This window comes from Hymenobacter monticola, from assembly GCF_022811645.1.
Classification (GTDB): Bacteria; Bacteroidota; Bacteroidia; order Cytophagales; family Hymenobacteraceae; genus Hymenobacter; species Hymenobacter monticola.
In genome coordinates, this window is the sequence record NZ_CP094534.1 from 4,243,097 (window position 1) to 4,265,381 (window position 22,285).

Sequence of the window (22,285 nt, forward strand, 5' to 3'; positions counted from 1 at the left end):
GGTGAGGAGCTTTTCTATACGCTTAAGGTAGGTGAGAGGCTGCGGTGGCGCTTATTGCATATGTGCCCGACAAAGCCATGGTGAAACCATCCAACGCAGGCCCTTGGCAGGCTAAACCGGCAATGAAAGCTGCGTTTCTGCGTTGCCTGGGCAACCTACGGGCTTTTATCGCTACTTTTGGCGAGTTCCCGGGCCCGGTGCGGCCCCTCCACGACAGGTATTTTCATGAAGCTATTTCCCCGGCTGGCGCTGGCCGCCACGCTGAGCGCCGCGGCGCCCTACGCGGCCCAGGCCCAGCAAACCCAGGTTTTTGCCTCCGACGAACGACATTTTCAGGAAGGGTTAGAGCTATTCGACCGCGGGCAGTACGGCGCGGCCCAGGAGGCGTTTCGGCAGTACCTGGCCATTGAGCCGGTGCACAGCAGCATGGCCGGCCCCAATGCCGGCGACCGCACCGCCGACGCCGAGTACTACTACGCCGTGAGCGGCCTCTACCTCTCGCACCCCGACGCCGAGGGCCTGATTCTGGACTTCGCGGCCCGCCACCCGGCGCACCCACGCGCCGCTTCGGCCTATTTCGAATTGGGCAAGTTCTACTTCGACCAGAAAAACTACGAGTCGGCCATCCGCTACTTCGCCAAGGTAGCGCCCGACAACCTGAGCAACGACCAGCGCGCCGAGTCCGACTTCAAGCTGGGCTACAGCTATTTTGAGCAAAAGGACTACGAAAAGGCGCGCCTGCTCTTCGACCGCAACAAGCAGGTGCAGAGCCAGTACAAGTACGCCAGCTCCTACTACGCCGGCTACCTGGGCTACCGCGCCGGCGACTACGCCGCCGCCCGCGCCGACCTGGCCGTGGCCGAGCAAAACGACGCCTACAAGCCCGTGGTGCCGGCCGTGATGACCCAGATTTATTACCGCGAAGGCAACTACGACGGCCTCATCAGCTACGCCACCAAGGCGCTGCAAGACACCCCGCCGCCGCAGAACGCCGACGAGATTCAACTGCTGCTCGGCGATGCCTACTACCAGAAAGGCCAGTACAAGGAAGCCGCCGAGAACTTCGACAAGTACGCCAGCCTGCACAAGGGCAAGATTGAGCCGGCGCTGGAGTACAAGATTGGTTTCGCCAACTATAAGATGGGCGACTTCAAGGGCGCTATCGCCAGTCTGCGCAACGTGGCCGTGCGCCGCGACTCGCTAGGCCAGAATGCCGCCTATCATCTGGGTTTGAGCTACATCCAGACCAATCAGAAGCCCCAGGCCGTGACGGCATTCGACGCCGCCCGCCAAGCCACCTTCGACAAAGGCATTGCCGAAAACGCCACCCTCAAGCTGGGCCAGGTGCAGTACGAATTAGGTAACCTGCCCGAGGTTATTGCCGTGCTGCGCGACTTCCGCAAGAAATTCCCGCGCTCCAAAAACCAGCCGGTAGTGGACGACCTGTTGAGCAACAGCTTCCTGTCTTCGACCGACTACAACCAGGCACTGACCTACCTCGAAAGCATCGACGACCGCAGCGCCAAGCTCGACGCCACCTACCAGCGCGTGGCCTACTCGCAGGCGGCTACGCTTTACAACAACGGCAACTACGCCGAAGCGCTGCCCTTGCTGGACAAGTCGCTGAAGTTCCCGTCTGACGATGCCTTGCGCGCCGCCGCCCAGGTGCTGCGCGGCGAAATTTTCAGCGTCGGCCAGAAGTATCCCGATGCCATCACGGCTTACGTGGCGGCGGCCCGCTCGGCCCGGCAAGGCGGCGTGAGCCCCGAGGAAAAGGACTTCGAGCAGAAGGCCCGCTATGGCCTGGGCTACGCTTACTACAACACCAAGCAGTACGACCGCGCCCGTCCGCAGTTCACTGCCTTTTTGAGCGACGCGGCGGCCAAGCCCGACGACCCTAACTACTACGACGCCACGCTACGCCTGGCCGACACCTACTACGTGTCGAAAAGCTACCAGCAGGCCCTCGACCTCTACGACAAAGTCATCACCGCCAACGCGGCCGACAAGGACTACGCCTACTACCAAAAAGGCCGCACGCTGGGCCTGATGGGCCGTCGCGAGGAAGCCAACAGCACCCTGGCCGCCATGCTCAAAGCCAGCCCCAACTCGCGCTACGCGGAAGAGGCCGTATTCCAGCAGGCGCAGCTCTCGTTCGAGGCCGGCGAGTACCAGCCGGCCGTCACAGGCTTCTCGCGTTTGATTGATAACCGCCCCAACAGCCCGCTCATTCCGCAGGCGCTGCAGAAACGCGGCGTGGCCTACGCCAACCTGCAGCAGCAGGAAAAGGCGGTGGCCGACTTCCAGAAAGTGCTGGCCGACTACCCGCGCAGCGAGGCCGCTTCGCAGGCCATCTACAGCCTGCAGGAAAGCCTCACCGCCCTAGGCCGTACCGAGGAATTTGACGCGGCCCTGGCGTCATTCAAGCTGCAAAACCCCGACAGCAAGGCCACCGAAAGCGTGGAATTCGAAGCGGCCAAGTCGCTGTATCTGGCTGAGAAATACAAGCCGGCCATCCTGCGCCTGGAGTCGTACTTGAAGCAGTACCCGCAGTCGGCCATGGGACCGGATGCCCGCTTTTTCCTGGCCGATTCGTATGTGAAAACCGGCGACCGCCAGCAGGGCCTGACCCGCCTGCGCGATGTAGTGACCGAGGGCAAAAGCGAGTTCGTGAACCGCGCTGTGGGCCGCCTGGCCGACCTCGAATACGAAAACAAGAACTACGCCGAGGCCGCCAAATACTACGAGCGCCTGCGCGGGGCCAGCACCAACCGCCGCGAGGTGGCCAACGCCACGCTGGGCCAGATGCGCAGCCTCTACGAAACCGGCGATTATGCTGGCACCCGCCGCGTGGCCGAGGAGCTACGCACCCAGGCCGGCGCTACCGCCAACGCCACCAACGCCGCCCTGCTCTACCTGGGCAAGGCCAGCTACCGCGCCGAAAACTACGACCAGGCCGCTACCGAGCTGGCTGCCGCCGTGGCCGCCGCCCCCAACGACGTGAACGGCGCCGAGGCCCAGTATTTCCTGGCCCAGACGCTGTTCAAGCAAAAGAAGAACGAGGAAGCCATTGCCGCCGCGCTCAAGGTTAATTCCGCTTTCAGCAGCTACCCCTTGTGGCAGGGCCGCGCTTTCCTGCTGGTGGCTGAGGTATACGCGGCGGAAGGCGACAATTTCCAGGCCCGCGGCACGCTGAACTCGCTTATCGACAACAATTTCCCGGTGGCCGAAGTGGTGGAAGCCGCCAAGCAGCGCCTGAAAACGCTGGGCGCCGACCAGCCCGAAGAAACCGAGCCGGCCAAACCCGCGCCCAAAACGCCCGCTAAAGCCCCGGCCAAAACCCCCGCGCCGACCAAGGCCACCACGCCGGCCACTACGCCGGCCCCGGCCAAGGGCAAAACCGCGGTGCCCCGCACCAACCTGCGCGGCACCACCACGGCCCCGGCCGACACGGCCACCCAGCGCTAAGCCCGGCGTATTTTATCATTGACTAATCATTTGCTGATGAAGCTTTTGTTGACCAACAATAACTTGCCGAAAGCTCCCCGGGGCGCGGGCTGGGCGCTGGCCGCGGCCCTGGTAGCCGGCGCGGCCCCGGCCGCCCTGGCCCAGCCCACCAAGCCCAAAACCTCGGGCAAGATTGAAGAAGCCGAGATTGAAATCGTGAAAGAGCGGGTGAACCTACTGCCCGAAGCCACCCGCAACTTCAGCAAAATTGCCTTGCCCGAACCACCCAGAGTGGAGCGTAAAGTGGCTTATACCTTTCCCGATTTCCGCCTGCCTGCCAACCGCCTCAACCCGTCGGTGAAGGTGCTCACCATTCGGGCCGAGGAGCCCACGCCCCTCACCGGCAACCTCGTGAAGGTGGGCATCGGCAACTACGGCACGTTCTACGGCCGCGGCTACTTCCACAGCACCCGCAACACCGACCACGCCTACGGCCTCGACGTGAAGCACATTAGCTCGATTCAGGGCCCGGTAGACGGGAAGAATTCGCGCATGTCCGAAACCAGTGCCCACCTCATGGGCGAGATTTACCGGGGCACCGCCGCCTTCGGCGCCAACCTCGACCTGGGGCGCGAGCGGTATAACTTCTACGGGTATGAGCGAGCGGCCAACGAGTCCGACCCCCTGAAGCGCCCGCCAACGCCGGAGTCAGGCGACATCAAGCAGGTGTTCAACCGCTTTGCGGCGAAAGCTTACGCCCACAACCGCGACCCCGAGCAGCAATTGCAGTACGACGCCAGCCTGGGCTACCGCTACTGGAGCGACATTTTTTCGGCCAATGAGAATGACGTGCGCCTTAATGCCAAAGTGGGCTACGCGCTGGGCGAGTCGAGCCGCATCACCGTAAACGCGGATGCATCGTTTATTTCGGAGAAGGACCTGCCGGTGGCTACGCGTACCCAACCGACGCCCACGGCGCAGCAAACCCGCTCCCGCACCTTCGTGCAGGCCACGCCGGCTTACGAGTTCCTGCGCAACAACATCGCCTTTTCGGTGGGTGCCACGGTGGGCTACTCGTCCGACACGGCCACCAGCGTAAGCAAGGGCGTAATTTACCCGGCCGTGCGCTTGGGTTACACCATCGAGCCCGAGAAATTTATGGTGTACGCGGGCCTGGGCGGGGCCCTGCAGCGCGTGACGCGCTACGACCTAAGCACCGAAAATCCCTGGCTGAACCGCGGCCTGAACGTGGCCGACACCCACCGCGGCCCCACCATTTACGCCGGTTTCACCTCCACGCCCGCCCGCGGCCTCGAGTTGAACGTAAAGGCTACCTATGCCCGCGACCGCAACCTCTACTTCTACGCCAACAGCCCCGTCGACCCAACCAAGTTCGACCTCGTGTATGACCAGAACGCCACGGGCGTGCTCAACATCCACGGCGAGCTGCTGTACAACGCGGCCGAAAAATTCCGCCTCGGCACGCGCCTCGACTACAATAAGTACGCGCTCAAGAATCTGCCGCAGCCCTTCCACCGGCCCGAGTTTCAGGGTTCGGTGTTCGGCACCTACAACGTATTTGAAAAGCTGATGGTGGGCGTGGAAGGCTATTTCTACTCGGCCGGCTACGGCATCAGCTACCGCCCGGCCGCCACGCCCGGCGCCTTCCGCACGGCAGATTTTTACCGGGCCACCGACCCGATTATCGACCTGAATCTGCGCGCCGATTACCGCATTACGCCAAAAATATCCATCTTTGTGATGGGTAATAACCTCGCAAACCGCCAATACCAGCGCTTCTACGGCTATCCGGTGAAGCGCATCAACGTTATTGGCGGCGCGAGCTACACCTTCTGAGTAATGTTGAGTTTTGAATGTTGAGATTTGAGTTTGCTTTTTAAGCTCTGCTGCTCAGTGAATTTAACTCGAAACTCAATATTAAAAACGCAATATTTATAAATATGCACCTTGCCGACCACATCCGCCCCTTGCTCCGCGACCACGACTGCGTGATTATACCGGATTTTGGGGGCCTCGTGGCCGACGCATCTTCGGCGCGGGCCCAGCCCGGCCGCCAGGCCCTGAGCCCGCCCACCAAGCTGGTGGCCTTCAACCAGGCCCTGACCCGCAACGACGGCTTGCTCGTCGACGCCCTCAGCCAGCACCTGGGCATGCCCATTTCCCAGGCCCGTGAAGCGGTGCGCGCCGCCGTGGTGAGCCTGAAGAGAGAGCTCGACGAAACCAGCCGCACCGAGCTGCCCGGCATCGGCATCTTCCGCCGCGCCGCCGGCCGGGGCCTGGTGTTCGAGTACACGGGCACCGACAACTTGCTGGCGTCTGCCTTTGGCCTGCCCGAGCTGGTTGCCCGGCCCGTGCGCGCGGCCAACGCCCGACCCAAGCATCCGCAGCCGATTTTGCGCGGCGAAGGAGCCCGCCGCTCCCGACTGGCACGCCTGCTGCCCGGCGGTATCATCGCCATCACCGCAACGCTCTTGATTCTGGCCAACTACCAGTTTCTGCAAAACCGTGGTTTGGTGTCGGCTCAGTGGCAAGCTCAATTGCCCAAGGTAGAATGGGGCCAACGTGCCGCGACGCCGGCGTCTGCTATTTCCGAGCCGCAGCTGGCCACGCTGGGCCAGCACAATTTCGGCGGCGATAATGCACAGGCAACGGAGGGAATGACGCCCGTAGAAACCGCACCGGCTACTGCGGCTACGTCCGTCGCTACGCCCGTAACAACGCTGCCGGAAGTGCCTGCTTCAAACACGCCGGCTGCCGTGACGCCCGCAAATGCCACGCCAGCTCCCGCCGAAGCCGTGGCAGCCACCAAGCCCGAAGCACCGGCCACCGCCGAGCCCACCAAAGTGGCTGCCACGCCTGCTGTGGCCGAAACGCCGACGGCAACCGCCACGGCATCGCCAACTGCCAAAGTCCCCGCGGCCCCGGTTTCAACGACAATTAAATACCGCACCGGCCGTTATTACGTCATTGCCGGCGCTTACGGCACCCTGGCCAACGCTGAAAAAGGCCGGAAGGTACTGGCCCGTACCGGGCACAAAACCCGCATCATTCTGCCGTACCCGGGCAGCCGCCTGTTCCGCCTCACGGCCGCCGACTACCCCGACCTGGCTTCGGCCCAGCGCGAAGCCCAGCGCCTGCGCATCAGCACGCGCTGCGATTACAACACCCTGAAATTTTAATTCCCCGCATGTCCGCATTCCTCCTGCAAGTGGCGCCCGCCGCTGTCGATACCGCCACCACTGCCGCCGCCGGCCCCGTTGCCGATACCAGTGTCCCCGTCATCGACCTGTTGCTGCGCGGCGGCTTTATCATGATTCCGCTGGTGGCGTTGTCCATCCTCTCGGTCTACATCATCATCGAGCGCTACTTCACCATCCGCCGGGCCGCTGGCGACCCCGATACCTTCATGAACGGCATCCGCTCGCTCATGGTGAAGGGCGACCTGGCCGGTGCCAAGCTGCTGTGCGCCCAAACGGCCTCGCCGCTGGCCCGCATGGTGGAGAAAGGATTGCGCCGCATCGGCCTGCCGCTGAAGGAAATCGAAACCAGCGTGGAGAACGTGGGCAAGATAGAAATCGCGCGCCTCGAAAAAAACATCAGCATCCTGGGCATCATCGCCGGCATTGCGCCCATGATTGGCTTTGTGGGCACCATCATCGGCGTTATCAAGATTTTCTACTCCATTGCCGCCACCAAGGAGTTCGGCATTCCGCAGGTGGCCGATGGCTTGTATGTGAAGCTGGTGACCTCGGCCACCGGCCTCATCGTCGGCATTATCGCCCACGTGGGCTACCACTGGCTCAGCATTCTGGTCGAGCGCATGGTGTTCCGCATGGAAAACTCGGCCATCGAGTTCATGGACATTCTGCAGGACAACTAATTGAGTTAAGAGTTAGGAGTGAAGAGTTAAAAGTTGGTTATACACGCCAACTTTTAACTCTTCACTCCTAACTCTTAACTCATAACTCATTTAGTTATGAATCTTTCCCGCCGTCATCGCCTTACCTCGCACGTGGAAACGGGGGCCATGAACGACATCATGTTCTTTTTGATGCTGTTCTTCCTGATTGCCTCCACGCTGGTTAACCCCAACGTTATTAAGCTGTTGCTGCCCAATGCTAAATCAAGTAAGCAGGTAATGAAGCAGCCCATCACCATTTCAGTGGATGCGGCGGGCGTGTACTACGTCAACAAAAAGCCGGTGAACCCGGCCATGGTTGAGCCGGAACTGGTGGCTTTGGTAGGAACAGCGCCCACCGAGGAGCAGCCTACGGTGGTGTTGCGAGTCGACAACTCCTTGAATGTTCAGAAGTTGGTCGACATTCTGGAAGTAGGCAACCGCCTCAAGTTGAAAATGGTGATGGCCACGCAGGCCCAGCAGGCCGCCGGCAAATAGTTTTTAGGGCATGAGGGTAAGTAGGTATGGGGGAGGAGTTTGAAGTTCAGCTAACTTTTTTGTGCCTTCGTACTGTTTGGGTCGCAAACTCATGCCCTCATACCCACTTACCCTCATGCCCTAAAGTTCATGGCAATCGATTATCAAGAACCGCACCGCCGCGAAGGCCTGATTGGCACCTTGGTTGTGCACGGGGTGCTGTTGCTGCTGTTTGTGCTCATGGTGTTCAAGGGACCCGACCCACCGTTGGCGCCGCTGGGCGGCGGCGATGGCGTGGAGCTGAACTACGGGCTGGACGAAGCCGGCTCGGGCGATGTGCAGAGCATGGCCACCGCCAATAACTCGCAAAACCGCGAGGACAGCCGCCCGCCCATTGCTAGCCCCGACCCGCAGCCGCGCCCCGTGGCCGCCGCCACGCCCGACCCCACGCCGCCCTCGCAGGAGAAAATCGTCACCAGCGAGGCCGAGGAGAGCCCCGTAGCAGTCGCGCCCGTAGAAACCCCCGCGCCGCCCAAAGAGGAAGTGAAAGTGGCGCCGAAGCCCAAGCGGCAGGTAGCCGTGGCTTTCTCGCCCAAAGGCAATGCGACCGGCGGCGGCAACGGCGTGAACGGCACCAGCAACACGCCCACCGGCAACAACAACGGCGACCGCCCCGGCGCCGTGGGCGACCAGGGCGACCCCAACGGCTCGCTCGACGCCAAGGCCCTATATGGCGCACCCGGGCGCGGCGGCACGGGCAGCAGCCCCGGCAGCGGCGGCCTGGAGATGAGCGGCTGGGCTTTTGAAACCACACCGCGCCCGGAAGCCATCGACGATAATCCCGGGATGGTTCGGTTCAAGATTAAGATTTCGGAGGATGGCGATGTGGAGAGCGTCACCAAGGTTTCGGGCAACGTATCGCCGGCCCAGGAGCGGCTGGTGCGCGATGCACTGCTCAACGCCACATTCCGGCGCACCAATGCGGGTACGAGCGGGGCCACGGGTTTCATTACGTATCGATTCAAATAAAACCAGCTGACTTGTAATCAAAAGCCCCGTCCCCGGAAGGTGACGGGGCTTTTTGGTTGGTGGGCTTCACCTGGCTATTAATTTTACGGCGCTCACCCTGGGCGCCTGCTTACGCCTACCGACAGATGAATTATTCTGAAACCCTTGCTTACCTCTACGAACAGCTCCCGATGTTCCAGCGCGTGGGGGCAGCGGGCTTCAAAAAAGGGCTCGGTAACACGCTGGCTTTGGCCGAAGCGTTGGGGCACCCCGAGCGGAAGTTTCGGAGCGTGCACGTGGCCGGCACCAACGGCAAGGGCAGCAGCTCGCACCTTATAGCCGCTACTCTGCAAGCGGCCGGCTACAAGGTGGGGCTCTACACCTCGCCGCACCTGCGCGAGTTCACGGAGCGCATTCGGGTGAATGGGCAGGAACTGCCGCCGGCCTACCTGGTGGAATGGGTAGCGCGCTGGCGGCCGTTGTTTGAGCAGGTGCAGCCCTCGTTTTTTGAGATGTGCGTGGCGCTGGCCTTTGCGTATTTTGCCGAGCAGCGGGTGGACGTAGCCATCATCGAAGTTGGCTTGGGCGGCCGGTTCGACTCCACGAACATCATCACGCCGCTAGTGTCGCTCATCACCAACATCAGCTTCGACCACCAGGCCTTGCTGGGCAACACGCTGCCCGAAATTGCGGGCGAAAAGGCCGGCATCATCAAGTCCGGCGTGCCCGTCGTCGTCAGCCAAACCCAGCCCGAGGTTTCCGCTGTTTTTGAACGGGAAGCAGCGGAGAAGCTGGCCCACCTGGTTTTTGCCGACCAGATTTACCAGGCCACTTTTGCTGGTGAGCCCGTCCCGGAAACCGGCTTGCGCCCCGTGAGCGTGACGCAGCACGGCCGCCCGTACCTGCCCAACGCCGAGCTGGGCCTGCCCGGCGACTACCAGCAGCACAACCTGCCCGGCGTGCTGGCCACGCTGGATGAGCTGCGGGCTCTGGGCTTCCGCATCACCGAAGCGGCCGTGCGCACAGGCCTGCGGCAGGTCTCGCAACTCACCGGGCTGCGGGGCCGCTGGAGCATCATCGGCCAGCGTCCGCTGGTGGTGTGCGACACGGGGCACAACGCGGCCGGGTTGGGCATGGTGATGCGCCAGCTGCTGCGGGTGCCGCACCAGCGCCTGCACCTCGTCATTGGCACGGTGAACGACAAGGACGTGGCCGGCATGCTGGCGCTGCTGCCGCGGGAGGCCACCTACTATTTTTGTGCGGCCAACATTCCGCGCGCTTTGCCGGTGGCTGAGCTGGCGCAGCAAGCTAAGGAGCTTGGCTTCACCGGGCAGACCTATGTGTCGGTGCGGGACGCAGTGGCCGCCGCCCGAGCCGCTGCCGCGCCCGATGATGTAATTTTTATCGGCGGCAGCACTTTTGTGGTGGCCGAAGTGGAAGAGCTCTACAATAATTAAGAATGAAGAATGAGAAAGAAGGAATCTACGCGATGCGCGGTTCCAACCTTTCCTCATCTTTTATTCCTCATTTTTCATTAATCGATAATTTGCCTCGCGTTAAACTTCAGCGTTTTCAAGACAACGCTTCCCGTCCCGACATCATCGAGCCGGGCAAACCTGAATACGAACAGCTCGGCGGCCGCTGGCGCACCGACTTTTTCCAGGAGCCATATCCGCTGACGCTGGAAGTGGGCTGCGGCAAGGGCGAATACACCGTGGGCTTGGCCCAGCGGCATCCGCAGCGCAATTTTCTGGGCCTCGATATCAAAGGGGAGCGCATCTGGCGGGGCAGCACCCGCGCCGAAGAAATGGGCCTGACCAATGTGGGCTTCGTGCGGATGCGGGCCGAAGCGCTGGCGGCTCAATTTGGCCCCGGCGAGCTGTCGGAAATCTGGATAACCTTTCCTGACCCGCGCCCGCGCGACCGCGACATCAAGCGCCGCCTGACCTCGCCGCGCTTTCTGGCGCTGTACGAGCAGCTGCTGACGCCGGGAGGCCTGCTTCACCTCAAAACCGACAACGAAGGCCTGTTTGAGTATACGCTGGAAACCCTGGCCGCCCGGCCGGGTGCCCGCGTCGAACGTTTTACCCGCGACCTCTACGCTGAAACCGACGCCGAATTCACGGAAGCGCAGGCCATTCAAACCAACTTCGAGGGCAAGTACCGCGCCGTGGGCGTGCCCATCAAGTACGTGCAGTTCCGCTTAACGTAGCCAACTCTTTACAAAAAAAAGAACGGCCATGCTGCATCCAGCATGGCCGTTCTTTTTTAGCTGATTTCTACTCGACTTCCAGCGCTTCAAATACGGCTTCCAGCTGGTCAAAATCGCGCAAGCCGGGCTTCACTTCATCGCCCGACGGGAAGGAGAGCCCCGCAACTGGCAACTGTGTTGCCACCGCGCGAGCCTTGTCGGGGTCGAGACCAGGGCCCAGCCAAAGTGGCCGCTCCAGGCCAAGCTGGTGCAAAACAGAGTTGTCGATGCCAGCAGCCGGCAGTTCCAGTATCCAGCCAACTACGGCAGGTTCCGGGTCTGGAGCACCATCCGCCTCGGAAAGCTCCTGGTACACCGGCGGCGCAATTTCAGCCAGTTCATCGGCCGTGCGGTAGGAGCGGAGCAGCACGGCGTCGAGGCCGCAGTCGGCGGCCATGGCGTTGATTTCGGGGGCACTGAGCCGGTCGAACTCGCCAATCAGCTCCACGCCGGCCACCCAGCCGGCCAGCTCTTTCACTGTTTTGGTATCGAGGTGGCCGGGCAGGGCCGGGTCGAGGACGAAGGTGAGCTTGTCGGCGCCCATGCCGGCGCAGTAGCGGGCATCGGAGAGGTTGTTGATGCCGCGGATGAGGAGGGGAACGAGGTGGGGCACTGGCGAAGGCAAAGGCGCGGCCATCGGGCCGCTGAAAAAACAGGAGGAGCGGCGCTTGCGGCCGGTGCAAAAGTAGGGCCGGCCGGGCGTCCGGGCCGTATCGGGGAGGGGCTGGCGGCTGTATCTTCGCCGCTATGAACGCAACCCGCCGCGCCCCGCTGCTCGCTCCTTCCTTTCTGGCCGCCGATTTGGCCAACCTGCAAGCCGAAACCGAGCGGCTGGCCGACAGCGCCGCCGACTGGCTGCACTTCGACGTGATGGACGGCCGTTTCGTGCCCAACATCTCCTTTGGCCTGCCCGTGCTGCAAGCCGTGGCCAAGTACGCCCGGCAGCCCATCGACGTGCATTTGATGATTGAGGAGCCCCAGCACTACCTGGCGCAGTTCCGCGACGCGGGCGCGGCCAGCATCACGGTGCACTACGAGGCCTGCCCCCACCTGCACCGCGTGGTGCAGCAAATCAAGCAGCTGGGCTGCCGGGCCGGCGTGGCCCTGAACCCGCACACGCCCGTGGCCCTGCTCGAAGACATCGCCGCCGACCTCGACGTGGTGCTGGTGATGTCGGTGAACCCCGGTTTCGGCGGCCAAGCCTTCATTCCGAACACGCTGAAAAAAGTGGCCATGCTGAAGGAATTGCTGGTGGACACGGGCTCGGATGCGCTGATTGAGGTGGACGGCGGCGTGAGCCTGGACAATGCCGGCCCGCTGGTGGAAGCCGGTGCCGATGTGCTGGTAGCCGGCAATTTCGTGTTCAGTGCGCCCGAGGGGCCGGTGGCCACGCTGGCCCGCATGCGCGAATTTCTGTCGGGGCTGGAAACGGCCGAAGTCGACGGAGAAGCGCGCCGCAAGCAATAGTGGCCGGCATCCGGCGTTTCCTGGTCGTGAAAAAACTACTTACCCTTCTCTGCCGCCCATGAGGCCTTTTCTGATTGCCCCGGCCACGGCCTGTTGCCTCGTGCTGTTGCTGGCCGCGCCCGGCGCCCATGCCCAAAACCCGGCGGCCGCGCCCACACAGGCGGGTGTCATCACCATTACGGGTACGCTGCGCGATGCCAATGGGCAGCCCATGGAATTGGCCGCGGTGGGAGTGGAGGGCCAGCCCGGCGGCGCCAATACGACGGCCGAGGGGTTTTTCTCGCTGCCGGTGCGGGTGCCCTCCACCGGGCGCGCGGTGCTGGTGGTGCGCCGGCTGGGGTATTTGTCGCTGCGCATTCCGCTGCGTCTGCCCGCCGACGCCGGCCAGCCCCTGGTGCTGACCATGCGCCTCGACACCAAGGCACTGGACAATGTGAAAGTGACGGCCCGCTCCGACCGGGCCGACACCCGCGAGCAGGTGAGCATCACGCGCATCGACCCGCGCGCCGCCAAGGAAATTCCTTCGCCGTTTGGCGACTTCAACGCCATACTGAAAACGCTGCCTGGCGTGCAGTCGAACAACGAGCTGAGCAGCACCTACAATGTGCGGGGCGGCAACTACGACGAAAACCTGGTGTACGTCAACGGCTTCGAGATTTACCGGCCATTTCTGGTGACCTCGGCGCAGCAGGAGGGCCTGAGCTTCGTGAATGCCGACCTGGTGAAGCAGGTGGAGTTCAGCAGCGGCGGCTGGCAGCCCAAGTACGGCGACAAGCTGGCCTCGGTGCTGAGCGTGGACTACAAAACACCCGAGAAATTCGCGGCCTCGCTCACGGCTAGCCTGGTGGGCGGCGCGGCCCACGCCGAGGCCCGCTCGGCCAACGGCCGGGTGAGCTACCTGGCCGGGGTGCGCTACAAAAACGCGCAGTACGTGCTCAGCTCGCTCCGGCAGCAGCAAGGCGGCTACAACCCCACTTTTTACGACGCGCAGGCCTACGTGAACATCGGCTTAGGGCATCGTGATAAAGACGACCCGAGTAAAAGCGACCTGCAGCGCACCTCGTTGGGCTTGCTGGGCGTGGTGGCCCACAATGACTACCGTTTCTCGCCCGAAACCGGCCAGGCTACCTTCTCCACCAACACCAACCAGTTTACCCGCGTTTTCATTGCCTACGACGGCCGGGAGCGCATGCAGTTCGACACCTATCAGAGCGGTTTCAATCTGAAGCACGACTTCTCGTCGCGCCTGCAGATGGAGCTGCTGGGCTCGGCTCTGATTTCGCGGGAGTTTGAGCTGCGCGACGTGGAGGCCGCCTACACGTTTGCTGACATCAACCGCGACCCGACGTCGCGCGACTTCAACCAGGCGGTGCGGCAGCGCAACATCGGCTCCCAGTTCCGGCACTCGCGCAATTTTCTCACGGCCCGCATTTTCACCGCCGAAACCCGCGGCCGATGGACGCCCGCCGATAACCACAGCGTGCGTTGGGGCGCCAAAGTGGGCCGCGAGAAAATCAGCGACACCCTCGACGAGTACAGCTTCGCCGATTCGGCCGACTTCGTGCCCGACGCGCGCCGGCTACGCCTGCGCTCCGACCTGGGCCTGCTCAGCACCCGCGCCCAGGGCTTCGTGCAGGACACCTGGTCGTTCGATTCGTTGCGCACGCTCACCTACGGCGCCCGGGCCCACTACTGGAGCACCAACGGCCAGCTGGTCATCAGCCCGCGGGTGCAGTACTCGCAAATCAGCCGCCGGCACCCCAACCGTTCGCTCAAGGCGGCCGTGGGCGTGTACTACCAGCCGCCGTTCTACCGCGAGCTGCGCGACCAGACCAGCATCAGCCTGGGTGTGCAGCAGGCGTATCTGAATCCTGAATTGCGCGCTCAAAAGTCCTACCACTTCATCGTGGGCGAGGAAATCAACTTCAAACAGTTTGGCCGGCCCTTCAAGTTTTCGGCCGAGGCCTACTACAAGCACCTCACCGACGTGGTGCCCTACGACGTGGACAACGTGCGCCTGCGCTACTTCGCCAAAAACAACGCCCGCGCCTACGCCGCCGGTTTTGATGCCCGCTTGAGTGGTGAGTTTGTGAAAGGGGCCGAGTCGTGGTTTAGCCTCGGCGTGCTCACCACCCGCGAAAACGTGGCCGATGACTCCATTAACGTGACCGACGGCAAGGGCAACGTAACCGGGCGCGAGCCTAAAGGCTACATCCGCCGTCCGCAGGACCAGCGCCTGAACCTCGGCATTTTCTTTCAGGACCACCTGCCTAACAACCCCTCGGTGCGCGGCTACGTGAACCTGGTGTTCGGCACCGGCCTGCCCTTCAGCCCGCCCAGCGAGCCCGACCTGCGCGGCACCGCTGACCTGGTGCGCAGCTACAAGCGCGTCGATTTGGGCTTTTCAAAAGTCATCGGCCTGAAAAACATTAACGCGCCCAAGCCGCACTTTTATAGCTTCGAAAGCCTGTGGCTGGGCCTGGAAATCCTGAACGTGCTGGCCGCCAACAACGTGGCCGGCTACAGCTACCTGCAGGACGTGAACGGCCGGACCTACGCCGTGCCCAGCTACCTCTCCCAGCGCGTGGTAAACCTGCGTTTGATTGCGCGCTTTTAAGGATTGTTCATTACGCCTGTCATCCTGAGCGCAGCGAATGACCTTATCACGTTGGGGTTTTATAACATGAAAAGGTCCTTCACTGCGCTCAGAATAACAGGCGTTTAATTTACATGGCAGCAATAAATGGCTGGTTAGCTTGCGTAAAAACCAATAAAAAGTTGGTTAAGCTTGCTATTTTGGCAAACGGCCTTACCTTTGCGCCACGAATGAATGCACTCGCCTTCCCATTTTTTACTGTTGCGCTGCCGAATGCGGCAGGCTTGACCGTGCATGGGATTCAGGGCCATCACCACCATCTGTGGGGGGCCGGGCTGTGCGCCGGGTGCTAGCGTAGCACCGGCCGCCCGCGCCTCCACCGCCGCGTCCCGGGGTGCTGTGCGCCGGGTCATTGTTCATTCTTTTTTTGCGGGAAATGCTGCCTTCCGGCCCGATGCGCCGTAGTAGAGCTTTCGCGGACCCCAAGCGGGGTTCGGCCCGTTTCGCTTTCTTTCATGCTCCGTTTAGCCATTCAGAAGTCCGGTCGCCTGAGCGAGGATTCCCTCACGCTCATCCGCGAATGCGGCATCAGCTTCATCAGCAGCTCTTACAAGCTCAAAACCGAAGCCACCAATTTCCCGCTCGAAATCCTGTTTTTGCGCGATGATGACATTCCCGGCTACGTGCAGGACGGCGTGGCCGACCTCGGCATCGTGGGTCAGAACGTGCTGGTCGAGGCCGGTTACCCCGACCTTGAAGTTGAAGCCCTCGGCTTCAGCAAGTGCCGCCTGAGCCTAGCCGTGCCACGGGCCGTGGGCTACGATTCCGTCGAGTCGCTGCAGGGCAAGAACATTGCAACGTCGTACCCCACCATTCTCGGCCGTTACCTGGCCGGGCACGGGGTGCAGGCCAACCTGCACACCATTAGCGGCTCGGTCGAAATTGCGCCGAGCATCGGCCTGGCCGAGGCCATCTGCGACATCGTGAGCAGCGGCTCCACGCTGCTGGGCAACGGCCTGCGCGAAGTCGAAACCGTGTTTCGTTCCGAGGCCGTGCTCATCGCCCAGCCCAACCTCAGCCCCGAGCAAACCGAGCTGCTGGAGCAGCTGCGCTTCCGCATGCAGGCCGTGCGCCGCGCTAAGCGCAGCAAATACATCCTGCTGAATGCCCCCATCACGGCCCTCGACGAGGTGCGGCGCCTGCTGCCGGGCATCAAATCGCCCACCGTTACGCCACTGGCCGAGGCCGGCTGGGTGTCGGTGCAGTCGGTGGTGCAGGAAGACGAGTTCTGGCACATCACCAGCCAGCTTAAGGCTGTGGGAGCCGAAGGCATCCTGGTGCTGCCGATTGAAAAAATGATAGCCTAGCCCGGTCATGCAAGTCTATTCCTATCCCGACCTTAGCACCTGGCCTGCGCTGCTGGAGCGCCCGGCCGCGGCCGAAGTTCCGCAAGTGGCCGCCCGCGTGCGCGACATCTTTGCCCGGGTCCGCGCCGGGGGCGACGAGGCACTGCTCGCGCTCGCCGCGGAGCTCGACAAAGCCAGTTTGGCTAGCCTGCGCGTATCAGAAGCGGAGTTTGCTGCTGCTGCCAGCCAGGTTCCGGCCGGGTTGCAAGCGGCCATTCGACAAGCCAAGGCCAACATTGAGACTTTTCACGCTGCCCAGCGCGAGCCCGAACTGCGCATCGAAACCATGCCGGGTGTGGCTTGCTCCCGGCGCGCCGTGCCGGTGCAGCGCGTGGGCCTGTATGTTCCCGGTGGCTCCGCGCCGCTGTTCAGCACCCTGCTCATGCTGGGCGTGCCGGCCCGTCTGGCCGGCTGCCCCGAAATTGTGGTGTGCACCCCCCCGCAGGCCGACGGCACGGTGAGCCCGGTGATTCTGTTCGTGGCCCAGTTGCTCGGCATCGACCACGTGGTGAAAGCCGGCGGCGCACAGGCCGTCGCGGCTTTGGCGCTGGGCACGGCCAGTGTGCCGGCCGTGGATAAGATTTTTGGGCCCGGCAACCGCTACGTGACGGCGGCCAAGCAGCTGGCTGCGGCCGAATATGGCGTCGCCATCGACATGCCCGCCGGCCCGTCGGAAGTTCTCGTTATTGCCGATGACAGTGCCAACCCGGTTTTCGTAGCGGCCGATTTGCTTTCGCAAGCCGAGCACGGGCCCGATTCGCAGGTCATCCTGCTAAGCACCTCGGAGCAAGTCATTGCCCAAGTGCAAACCGAGCTCGACCGCCAGCTGGCGGAACTGCCACGGCGCGATGTGGCGGCACAGGCGCTGGCCAACAGCCGCGCCATTCTGCTGCCCAATGCCCAGGCCATGCTGGCCTTCTCTAACCAGTACGCCCCGGAACACCTCATTCTGACCACCGACGAAGCCGACACCCTGGCCAGCGGGGTAACCAACGCAGGTTCTGTTTTCCTGGGCCACCTCACGCCCGAAGCTGTGGGCGACTACGCCTCGGGCACCAACCACACCCTGCCCACCGGCGGCTACGCCCGTCAGTACAGCGGCGTGTCGCTCGATTCCTTTTTAAAGAAAATTACCTTTCAGCGGCTTACTGCGGAGGGATTGCAGCGGCTGGCCCCGGTGGTGGAAACCATGGCCGAGGCCGAGGGCCTGGCCGCGCACGCCCGGGCCGTGAGCTTGCGAATGGGCGCCTTGGCCGAAGCACCGGCCTCGAAGGCCGCGTCTCCGGCCAAGGCTTACGCCGGCCTCATCCGGCCCAGTGTGGAGCGCATGCAGCCGTACTCCTCGGCCCGCGACGAGTTCGAAGGCATGGCCCCGGTGATGCTCGACGCCAACGAAAACAGCCTGGGCTCCGTGGGCCCCGGCGATTTCAGCCGCTACCCCGACCCGCACCAGCGCGCCATCAAGGCCGATTTGGCGAAGTTGAAAGGCGTATCGGCGGATAATATCTTCCTGGGCAACGGCTCCGACGAGGCCATCGACCTGCTCGTGCGCCTTACCTGCACGCCGGGGCAGGACCGCATTGTGGTGTGCCCGCCCACCTACGGCATGTACGAGGTAGCCGCCAACCTGAACGACGTGCGCGTGGAGCGCCTGCCGCTTACCCCTGATTTTCAATTGCCCGCCGATGCGGCCGAGCGGCTGGCCCAGTCCACCGCCAAGCTGGTGTTCCTGTGCTCGCCCAACAATCCCACCGGGAACCTGCTGGCACCGGCGGCCATCGAAACCATTCTACGTTCCTTTAAAGGGCTGGTGGTCGTTGATGAAGCGTATGCGGATTTTGCCGAGGCGCCCAGCTGGACCACGCGGCTGGCTGAGTTCCCTCGTTTGGTAGTGCTGCAGACTTTTTCGAAGGCCTGGGGCTTGGCCGGTCTCCGCTTAGGGGTTGCTTACGCGGCGCCGGCGCTCATTGCCTACCTCAACAAAATCAAGCCGCCCTATAACATCTCGGCGGCCACGCAGCAACTCGCCCTGGCGGCCCTGGCGGATGCCTCGCAATTGCCCGAAATGCAGGCGGAATTGTTGCGCGGCCGGGCCATGCTTGCCCAGCAACTACCCACGCTGCCCATCGTGGAGCACGTTTTTCCTTCAGATGCCAACTTTTTGCTGGTGCGCTTCAACGTGGATGCGACCCACGTCTACGACCAATTGCGCGCCCGCGGCATTGTGGTGCGCAACCGAACCAGCCAGCCCGGCTGCGCCGGCTGCCTGCGCCTCACCGTGGGAACAGCCGCCGAAAATGCCCGCTTGCTACAAGCATTAACGGGAATAGGAGCGGAGCAAACCATCGAAAAGGCTGCTAATTGAGCCGACTGCATCATTCCAACTCACCGAAAATACCGACTGATTTGAAAAAAGCCCTGTTCATCGACCGCGACGGCACCATTCTGGTAGAGCCGCAGCCCAGCCAGCAGGTCGACAGCCTCGAGAAATTTGCGTTTTTGCCCGGCTGCATTAGCGCCCTGTCCCGCATTGCGCGCGAAATGCCCGAATACGAGCTGGTGCTTGTGACCAACCAGGACGGCCTGGGCACGGCCAGCTTTCCCGAAGAAACCTTTTGGCCGGCCCACCGGCTGATGCAGGAAATTCTGGCCGGCGAGGGCATTCGTTTTGCTGCCGAGCACATCGACCGCAGCTTCCCGCACGAGAACCTGCCTACGCGTAAGCCTGGCCTCGGCCTGCTGGGCCACTACCTCGACCCCGCCAACGGTTATGACCTGGCAAACTCCTACGTAATAGGCGACCGCCTGACGGACGTAGAGTTGGCCAATAACCTCGGTGCTCAGGCAATTCTCATCGGGGAGGAGCCCGACCCACGTTCCGTTCTAACCACTACGAGTTGGGATGCTATCTACCATTCCCTTCGCTACCCTGCGCGCATTGCCGTTGTCGAGCGCAATACCAACGAAACCCAGATTGCCATTCGCCTGAATTTAGACGGCACGGGCAAAACGGAAATAAAAACCGGACTTGGTTTTTTTGACCACATGCTGGAACAGCTCGGGCGCCATAGTGGTGTTGACTTGTCCATAAGTGTAAAAGGTGATTTGCACATTGATGAGCATCACACCGTGGAAGATACTGCCTTGGCGCTGGGCAGCGCATTTGCCGAAGCACTGGGCGACAAGCGTGGTCTGGCGCGTTACGGGTTCTTGTTGCCAATGGACGAAGCTCTCGCGCAGGCCGCCATCGACTTTTCGGGCCGTCCCTGGCTGGTATGGGATGCCGAGTTTCGGCGCGAGCGGGTAGGGGACTTGCCAACGGAGCTCTTTTTTCATTTCTTCAAGTCGTTCACCGACAATGCCCGCGCCACCCTTAATATCTCCTGCCAAGGCGATAATGAGCACCATAAAATCGAGGCCATCTTCAAAGCGGTAGCAAAAGCCATCAAAATGGCTCTGCAACGCGATGAGTCGGGCAAAATCCCCAGCACTAAGGGTGTTCTCTAAAATATCATTGCACAAATGTTGCAATAGATTGAGCGGTGAATTGATTGCGTAAATGTGTAATGCTGAAGGATGGAAATCGCAGTCGTAGATTATAAAGGGGGTAATGTTCAGTCGGTGCTCTTTGCGCTCGAACGACTGGGGGCCAGTGCTACGCTGACGGCAGACCCAGAAGTGCTGCGCAAGGCCGATAAAGTGTTGTTTCCGGGAGAAGGAGAGGCCGCGTCAGCCATGGCCGCCTTGCGCGCAGCCGGCCTCGACAAAGTGTTGCCTACTCTCACGCAGCCTTTCCTGGGTATCTGCCTGGGCATGCAACTGCTCGGTGAGCACAGCGAAGAAAACGATACCACGATGCTGGGACTGCTGCCGTTTCGGGTGCAGCGTTTCGTAGCTGACCCGACACACAAAGTCCCGCACATGGGCTGGAACAATTTGCAGGCATTGCAAGGACCTTTGTTTGCGGGCCTAACCGAAGCAGACCACGTCTACTTTGTGCACAGCTTTTATGCGCCGGTAGGGCCCTACACCACGGCGCAGGCAGTCCACCCGGCTCCGTTTAGTGCGGCGGTGCAGTTGGGTAATTTTTACGGTGTGCAGTTCCACACCGAGAAAAGTGGCCCCACCGGCACGCGCATATTGGCCAATTTTCTGAATCTATAAATTTTCTTCCAAAGCCTCCTCCGTTGGATATCATTCCTGCCATCGACCTCCTCAACGGCCAATGCGTGCGCCTCAGTGCGGGTGATTTTGCGCGCCAAACCACTTACGACGCCGACCCCGTGGCCGTGGCCCAGCGTTTCGCCGATGCGGGCCTGCGCCGCCTGCACCTCGTCGATTTGGACGGAGCGCGGGCCGGGCGCCCGGTGAACTTAGCGGTTTTGGAAGCCATTGCCCGCCATACGTCGCTGGACATCGACGCCGGTGGCGGCATCCAAACCGATGAAGCCTTGAAGCAGGTGCTGAGCGCCGGCGCTCAGCACGCCACAGCGGGCAGCCTGGCCGTGCGCGAGCCCGCCACGGTGCAGCGCTGGCTTGCCCACTACGGGGCCGAAACCATCTTCTTGGGCGCTGATTTTAAGGGCGACCACATCATGGTGAACGCCTGGGTCGACCGCAGCGAATTCACGCTGCGGGGCTTTATTACCGATTTTCTGGCCGCCGGTGGCACCACATTTATTTGCACCGATGTGAGCAAGGACGGGTTGTTGCAAGGGCCTTCCCTAAATGCGTACCAGGGTTTGATTGCCGAATTTCCGGCGGCTCGGTTTATTGCCAGTGGCGGCGTCACCACCGTCGCCGATTTGGAGCGGTTGGCCGAGGCCGGCCTCCACGGGGCCATCATTGGCAAAGCCCTCTACGAAGGCACCATCGCACTGCCGGACTTGCGCCGTTTTCTCTAAATTTCACCAACCGGCCCGCCCGGGTTGGGTTTGTATTTGCCGCTGTGATTAAAAAGCGTTTGATTCCCTGCCTCGACGTGCGCGATGGCCGCACCGTGAAAGGCATTCAATTTGAAGGCCTGCGCGATGCGGGCGACCCCGTTGCCCTGGCGGCCCGCTATGCCCGGGAAGGAGCCGATGAGCTGGTTTTTCTCGACATTACGGCCACTAACCAGCGCCGCCAGCCGCTCACCGACCTGGTGCGCGAAGTGGCGCGGGTGCTGGACATTCCGTTCACGGTGGGCGGCGGCATTGGTAGCATTGCCGACGTGGAGGCCCTGCTGTTAAGCGGGGCCGATAAAGTGTCCATCAATTCGGCCGCGCTGGCCCGGCCGGCTTTTATTCACGAGCTGGCCCAACGCTTTGGTTCGCAATGCATCGTGGTTGCCGTGGATGCTCGCTTGGTGGATGCCGAGTGGCAGGTGATGACGCGAGCCGGCACGCAGTCCACCGGCCGCCAGGCCGTGGACTGGTGCCGCGAAGCCGCTGATTTGGGCGCTGGGGAGCTGTTGCTGACTTCCATGAGCCACGACGGTACCAAAGCCGGCTTTGCGTTAGGATTGACCCGCGCCGTGAGCGACGCGGTACCTGTGCCGGTTATTGCTTCTGGCGGGGCCGGGAAGCCTGCTGATTTCACGGAAGTGTTCCAGGCAGGCTGTGCAGATGCGGCCTTGGCCGCCAGTATTTTTCACTTCAACGAGACGGCATTGCCGGCGCTCAAGCAGTATTTGCACGCATCCGGCATTCCCGTGCGGTTGTAGCGCCTTGGAC

General features: G+C 62.2%; 17 protein-coding genes. 16 read left to right on the top strand and 1 reads right to left on the bottom strand.

From position 1 onward, the window contains the following. Positions 1-225: 225 nt before the first annotated feature. The 8 genes from MTP16_RS17640 to trmB all read left to right on the top strand — a co-directional run bounded on the left by MTP16_RS17640 (position 226) and on the right by trmB (position 11,063). A complete protein-coding gene (locus MTP16_RS17640; protein ID WP_243512338.1) occupies positions 226-3,468 on the top strand; it encodes a tetratricopeptide repeat protein in 3,243 nt (1,080 codons plus the stop codon). Positions 3,469-3,504: 36 nt separating this feature from the next. Further along, positions 3,505-5,304, top strand: coding sequence for a TonB-dependent receptor (locus MTP16_RS17645; protein WP_243512340.1), 1,800 nt, complete (start codon positions 3,505-3,507; stop codon positions 5,302-5,304). A gap of 104 nt (positions 5,305-5,408) precedes the next feature. Then, entirely contained in the window at positions 5,409-6,647 is a 1,239-nt protein-coding gene (locus MTP16_RS17650; RefSeq protein ID WP_243512342.1) for an HU domain-containing protein, read from the top strand. A gap of 8 nt (positions 6,648-6,655) precedes the next feature. After that, positions 6,656-7,348, top strand: coding sequence for a MotA/TolQ/ExbB proton channel family protein (locus tag MTP16_RS17655; protein ID WP_243512344.1), 693 nt, complete (start codon positions 6,656-6,658; stop codon positions 7,346-7,348). 96 nt (positions 7,349-7,444) lie between these two features. Beyond that, positions 7,445-7,864: an ExbD/TolR family protein gene (locus tag MTP16_RS17660; protein ID WP_243512346.1), complete on the top strand. Its 420-nt coding sequence runs from the start codon at positions 7,445-7,447 to the stop codon at positions 7,862-7,864. 129 nt (positions 7,865-7,993) lie between these two features. Further along, the gene (locus tag MTP16_RS17665; RefSeq protein WP_243512348.1) at positions 7,994-8,872 is read left to right on the top strand and encodes a hypothetical protein; all 879 of its coding nucleotides are present in this window, start codon (positions 7,994-7,996) and stop codon (positions 8,870-8,872) included. 125 nt (positions 8,873-8,997) lie between these two features. Continuing rightward, complete coding sequence (locus tag MTP16_RS17670) at positions 8,998-10,308, top strand: bifunctional folylpolyglutamate synthase/dihydrofolate synthase (protein ID WP_243512350.1); 1,311 nt, start codon at positions 8,998-9,000, stop codon at positions 10,306-10,308. 89 nt (positions 10,309-10,397) lie between these two features. Next, complete coding sequence (gene trmB / locus MTP16_RS17675; RefSeq protein WP_243512353.1) at positions 10,398-11,063, top strand: tRNA (guanosine(46)-N7)-methyltransferase TrmB; 666 nt, start codon at positions 10,398-10,400, stop codon at positions 11,061-11,063. A gap of 67 nt (positions 11,064-11,130) precedes the next feature. On the opposite strand, the gene MTP16_RS17680 is transcribed toward trmB, so the two are convergent. Continuing rightward, complete coding sequence (locus MTP16_RS17680; RefSeq protein WP_243512356.1) at positions 11,131-11,715, bottom strand: beta/alpha barrel domain-containing protein; 585 nt, start codon at positions 11,713-11,715, stop codon at positions 11,131-11,133. Positions 11,716-11,849: 134 nt separating this feature from the next. On the opposite strand from MTP16_RS17680, the gene rpe reads away from it, so the two are divergent. The 8 genes from rpe to hisF all read left to right on the top strand — a co-directional run bounded on the left by rpe (position 11,850) and on the right by hisF (position 22,275). Beyond that, the gene (gene rpe / locus MTP16_RS17685) at positions 11,850-12,569 is read left to right on the top strand and encodes a ribulose-phosphate 3-epimerase (protein ID WP_243512358.1); all 720 of its coding nucleotides are present in this window, start codon (positions 11,850-11,852) and stop codon (positions 12,567-12,569) included. Positions 12,570-12,627: 58 nt separating this feature from the next. Next, positions 12,628-15,186, top strand: a complete 2,559-nt coding sequence (locus tag MTP16_RS17690; protein WP_243512361.1) for a TonB-dependent receptor — start codon at positions 12,628-12,630, stop codon at positions 15,184-15,186. 494 nt (positions 15,187-15,680) lie between these two features. Continuing rightward, positions 15,681-16,532, top strand: coding sequence for an ATP phosphoribosyltransferase (gene hisG / locus MTP16_RS17695; protein WP_243512365.1), 852 nt, complete (start codon positions 15,681-15,683; stop codon positions 16,530-16,532). Between the two features lie 7 nt (positions 16,533-16,539). Continuing rightward, complete coding sequence (hisD, locus tag MTP16_RS26035; protein WP_317244072.1) at positions 16,540-18,936, top strand: histidinol dehydrogenase; 2,397 nt, start codon at positions 16,540-16,542, stop codon at positions 18,934-18,936. 41 nt (positions 18,937-18,977) lie between these two features. Then, positions 18,978-20,078 (top strand): bifunctional histidinol-phosphatase/imidazoleglycerol-phosphate dehydratase HisB, encoded by a 1,101-nt coding sequence (gene hisB / locus MTP16_RS17710; protein WP_243512369.1) that lies wholly within the window; start codon positions 18,978-18,980, stop codon positions 20,076-20,078. Between the two features lie 69 nt (positions 20,079-20,147). Continuing rightward, positions 20,148-20,735 (top strand): imidazole glycerol phosphate synthase subunit HisH, encoded by a 588-nt coding sequence (gene hisH / locus MTP16_RS17715; RefSeq protein ID WP_243512372.1) that lies wholly within the window; start codon positions 20,148-20,150, stop codon positions 20,733-20,735. A gap of 23 nt (positions 20,736-20,758) precedes the next feature. Next, entirely contained in the window at positions 20,759-21,475 is a 717-nt protein-coding gene (locus MTP16_RS17720; RefSeq protein ID WP_243512375.1) for a 1-(5-phosphoribosyl)-5-[(5-phosphoribosylamino)methylideneamino]imidazole-4-carboxamide isomerase, read from the top strand. A gap of 44 nt (positions 21,476-21,519) precedes the next feature. Next, on the top strand, positions 21,520-22,275 hold the full coding sequence (gene hisF / locus MTP16_RS17725; RefSeq protein WP_243512379.1) for an imidazole glycerol phosphate synthase subunit HisF: 756 nt from the start codon (positions 21,520-21,522) through the stop codon (positions 22,273-22,275). Positions 22,276-22,285: the final 10 nt, after the last annotated feature.